Below are 4,229 nucleotides of genomic sequence, written 5' to 3'. Positions count from 1 at the left end.
TTCCACCACGAGCAGCGCGGATACGCGGCGTTCGGTCATCAGGCTCGCGGCGTCGCGGATCGTGGTGTCGGGGCCGGTGGTCACCGCGTCGCGGGCGAGCAACTCCCCGACCGGCGTGCCCAGCGCGTCCCCGCCCGCGGCCTCGAGCCGCGCCGAGGCGAGGTCCTGGCGGATCCGGTCGCTCCGTTCGCCGAAGAACCGCCGCAGATGAGGGTGCTCGGTGGCCAGGTCGTCCAGGACCCCGGCCGGCATCTCGAGCAGCAGGGTGTCGGCCACCGCCACGATCCGGTAGCGCGAGGGCCCGCTGTGGGACAGGGACGAGTAGCCGAAGCAGTCTCCCTCGCCCCGGGCGTCGAGCAGAACGCCGTCCGGGTCGCACACCTCCACGGCACCCGACCGGATGATGTGCAGGGTGTCGTTCCGGGCACCGGCGTCGAGGATCACCGTTCCCCGGCGGTGGTACCGCTGTGAGAGCCGCGCGGGGATCCGGTCGAGCTGGTCACCGGGCAGCTCGTCGAAGGGGGCGCAGCGGGCGAGGAAATCCCTCACCTCGGCGAGTTCGACGTCCATGGGTCCACTCTGTACGCCGACGGCCCGCGGTGTGATCCGCTTCACGCGATTCACACCCGCGGGCCGCGGGGTGGTGCCCGGTTCCTAGTCGCTGACCGCCGACACGATCCGGTCGCCGACCTCGGAGGTCACCACGGGACGGTCTCCACGCGACCCGAGGTCCGCCTCGACCGCGGCCTCCACGCGCTCGGCCTCGGCGACCCTGCCCAGGTGCCTCAACATCAGCGCCACCGACAGGATGGCCGCGGTGGGGTCGGCCTTGCCCTGCCCTGCGATGTCCGGGGCGGAACCGTGCACCGGTTCGAACATGGACGGGTTGGTTCCCGAGGCGTCGATGTTCCCCGACGCGGCGGTGCCGATGCCCCCGGTGACGGCGGCGGCGAGATCGGTGATGATGTCGCCGAACAGGTTGTCGGTGACGATCACGTCGAAGCGCGAGGGTTCGGTGACCATGTAGATCGTCGCGGCGTCGATGTGGCAGTAGTCGACCGCGACGTCCGGGAACTCCGGGGCCACCTCGTCGACGGTGCGCTGCCAGAGCCCACCCGCGTTGACCAGCACATTGGTCTTGTGGACGAGCGTCAGCTTCCCTCGGCGGGACCGCGCCCGGCCGAACGCGTCGCGCACCACGCGCTCGACGCCGAAACGGGTGTTGACGGAGGTCTCGGTGCCGATCTCGTGGGGTGTCCCCACGCGGATCGCCCCACCGTTGCCGGTGTAGAGCCCCTCGGTCCCCTCGCGCACCACGACGAAGTCGATCTCACCCGGGTCCCTGAGCGGGGTCCCCGAACCGGGGTACAGCCGCGACGGGCGGAGGTTGACGTGGTGGTCGAGCGCGAACCGCAGTGGGAGCAGCATCCCGCGTTCGAGCACCCCGGCGGGCACCGATCGCGGATCGCCGATGGCCCCGAGCAGGATCGCATCGTGACCCTTGAGGCTCTCGATGTCCGCCTCGGTCAGGGTCTCCCCGTTGCGGAGATACCGGCGCGCGCCCAGGTCGTACTCGGTCTTCTCGACCCCCGGGACGAGCGCGTCCAGGACCCGGATCGCCTCGGCCGTCACCTCGACACCGATCCCGTCCCCGGGGATGACTGCGAGCTTCATGATGTCCGACCCCCGCTCAGACCAGGGAGATCTGGGTCGCCGTGGCGTCGAGCTCGGAGACGATCCGGTCGACGGTCGGTTCGGCGACCGCACGATCGACCCGCAGGATCAGCGAGGCACCTTCACCGGTGACGTCCTGGCTGAGCGCGGCGGCCTGGATGTCGATGCCCTCCCCGCCGAGGATGGAGCCCACCTTTCCGAGCACGCCCGGGCGGTCGGAGTAGTGGACGAACAGGTTCTGACCCTCGGCACGCATGTCGAAGCCGCGCTCGTTGATCCGGACGATCTTCTGCACCTGGTCCAGACCGGCCAGCGTGCCGGTGACATGGGCCGACGCGCCGTCCGCAGCCACCGCGGTGACGGTGACCGTACTGCGGTAGGACTTCGACTCGCTGCGGGTCTCGACCGAGTGCGTGACACCGCGCTGCTCGGCCATCTGGCCGACGTTGACGAAGGTGGCGGGCTCGTCGGTGATGGCGGAGAACATCCCGCGCAGGGCGGCCAGACCCAGCACGTCCACCTGCTCGGCGGCCAGTTCGCCCGCGACCTCGACGGTCACGGTGGTGGGCACACCCGGGCACAGGTGACCGGCGATGAGTCCGAGCTTCCGGACGAGGTCGAGCCACGGTGCGACCTCGTCGCCGACCGGGCCGCCGGTGACGTTGACGGCGTCGGGGACGAACTCCCCGCGCAGGGCGAGCAGCACGCTGCGCGCGACGTCGGTGCCGGCCCGGTCCTGCGCCTCGCTCGTGGAGGCACCCAGGTGCGGCGTGACGACGGTGTTCTCGAGGTCGAACAGCGGCGAGTCGGTGCAGGGCTCGGTGTCGAACACGTCCAGGGCGGCGGACCGCACCTTGCCGGACCTCAGGGCCTCGACGAGCGCGTCCTCGACGATGAGTCCGCCGCGGGCGGCGTTGACGATCACGACGCCGTCCTTGGCCCGGGCCAACCGCTCGGCGTCGAGCAGGCCGGCCGTCTCCTTGGTCTTGGGCAGGTGCATCGTGATGATGTCCGCGCGGGAGACCAGCTCATCGATGTCCACGAGCTCGATCCCGAGCTGGGCCGCGCGGGCGGCGGGCAGGTAGGGGTCGTAGGCGATGAGGTTCGTCTCGAACGCCGCCAGACGTTGTGCCACGAGCTGACCGATCCGACCCAGGCCCACCACGCCGACGGTCTTCCCGAGCAACTCGACGCCGTTGAAGGAGCTGCGCTTCCAGGTGTGCTCGCGCAGGGTGCGGTCGGCGGCCGGGATCTGGCGGCAGGCGGCCATGAGCAGGGCGACGGCGTGCTCGGCGGCCGAGTGGATGTTGGAGGTGGGCGCGTTGACCACCATGACGCCGCGCTCGGTCGCCGCGGGGATCTCCACGTTGTCGAGGCCGACACCCGCGCGACCGATGATCTTGAGCTTCGGGGCGGCGGCCATCACCTCGGCGTCGACGGTCGTGGCGGAGCGGACGAGGATCGCGTCCGCATCGGCGACGGCCTCGAGGAGCTTGGGACGATCCGGGCCGTCGACCCAGCGGACCTCCACGGCGTCGCCGAGCGCGTCGACGGTCGACTGGGCGAGCTTGTCGGCGATGAGGACGACGGGACGTCCGGATGCTGTCACAGTGGGATCTCCTCGGTGTCAATTTGGGCACACCCAGTCTAGGCCACCGCACACCGCCGAGGACCAGTGGCCGGGGTGGCCCGGGACGCCTACCGTGGCTGATGTCACCGCAGGCCCCGACCGACGTCCGACGAACGGATCACCTATGTTGCGCCCGCCCCGGTCGACCGGTTTCCCGGTCCGCCTGCCCAGCCCCTGGATGCCCGTCCTCGCCCCCGCGCGCGGCTCGACCGCGGTCGCCTCCTATCTCCGGGCACACCTCTACGGGGCGGCGGTGGGTCGCAGCCTCCTGGACCACTGCATCCGCGCCGTCGACGAGACCGATAAGACCCGCCTGGAGCCCCTGCGCGCCCAGTTCGAGCAGGAGATCGACACCGCCGCCGCGCTGCTGGCCCGGCTGACCCCCATCGGGACCCCGGGCCGGCGACTGCTGCGACTGTCGACCGGTCTCTCGTTCTCCGTGCTTCCGGTGGGGCCGGTGCTGAGCGATCCGCTGGCGCGGCTCGCGCTGCTGGAGGCGCTACGCACCCTCGTGGTGGCCAAGCGCTCCATGTGGGAACTGCTCGCGGACTCGTGGGTCGCCGACCAGCCCTCACGGGGCGACGACGACGAGGTGGGCGGACCCGGCACCCGACGCGTCCTCCTGGATCTGGCGGAGCAGGCCGTGGCCCAGGAGAAGGTGTTGGAGGAACTGCGCCGGACCTACGGCCTGGCGGTGTTCGAGTGAGGTCCTCCGCGCCGGTGCGGGCCGACGTGGTGGTGGTGGGGTCGGGGCCGAACGGCCTCGCCGCGGCACTCCTGTGCGCCCGCGCGGGCCGTCGCGTCGTGGTTCTCGAGGCCGAGGACACCATCGGGGGCGGGTGCCGCACCCTGCCCATGGACGGCATGCCGGGTGATCTCGGCGCGGACCTCGTCGTCGACCCGTGTTCGGCGGTCCACCCGATGG

The 4,229-nt window shown here is 71.4% G+C and carries 5 protein-coding genes; 2 read left to right on the top strand and 3 right to left on the bottom strand.

What is annotated here, in order from left to right:
- From G6017_RS12705 to serA, 3 genes are all read right to left on the bottom strand, one after another.
- Positions 1 to 570: cyclic nucleotide-binding domain-containing protein (locus G6017_RS12705; RefSeq protein ID WP_182617679.1), on the bottom strand; the 570-nt coding region annotated here is incomplete at its 3' end.
- 84 nt (positions 571 to 654) lie between these two features.
- The gene (locus G6017_RS12700) at positions 655 to 1,674 is read right to left on the bottom strand and encodes a 3-isopropylmalate dehydrogenase (protein ID WP_182617677.1); all 1,020 of its coding nucleotides are present in this window, start codon (positions 1,672 to 1,674) and stop codon (positions 655 to 657) included.
- A 16-nt stretch (positions 1,675 to 1,690) separates the two neighbouring features.
- Positions 1,691 to 3,283, bottom strand: coding sequence for a phosphoglycerate dehydrogenase (gene serA / locus G6017_RS12695; protein WP_179525514.1), 1,593 nt, complete (start codon positions 3,281 to 3,283; stop codon positions 1,691 to 1,693).
- Between the two features lie 145 nt (positions 3,284 to 3,428).
- Between serA and G6017_RS12690 the strand changes: the two genes are divergently transcribed.
- A complete protein-coding gene (locus tag G6017_RS12690; RefSeq protein ID WP_182609682.1) occupies positions 3,429 to 4,010 on the top strand; it encodes a hypothetical protein in 582 nt (193 codons plus the stop codon).
- Positions 4,007 to 4,229 (top strand): FAD-dependent oxidoreductase (locus tag G6017_RS12685; RefSeq protein ID WP_182617675.1); only part of this gene is annotated, 223 nt, incomplete at its 3' end. The genes G6017_RS12690 and G6017_RS12685, both read left to right, overlap by 4 nt.

It is taken from the genome of Dietzia sp. B44, assembly GCF_014145245.1.
GTDB lineage: Bacteria > Actinomycetota > Actinomycetes > Mycobacteriales > Mycobacteriaceae > Dietzia > Dietzia natronolimnaea.
The sequence above is the reverse complement of the archived record's forward strand: the minus strand, read 5'-3'. Positions and strand labels throughout refer to the sequence as shown.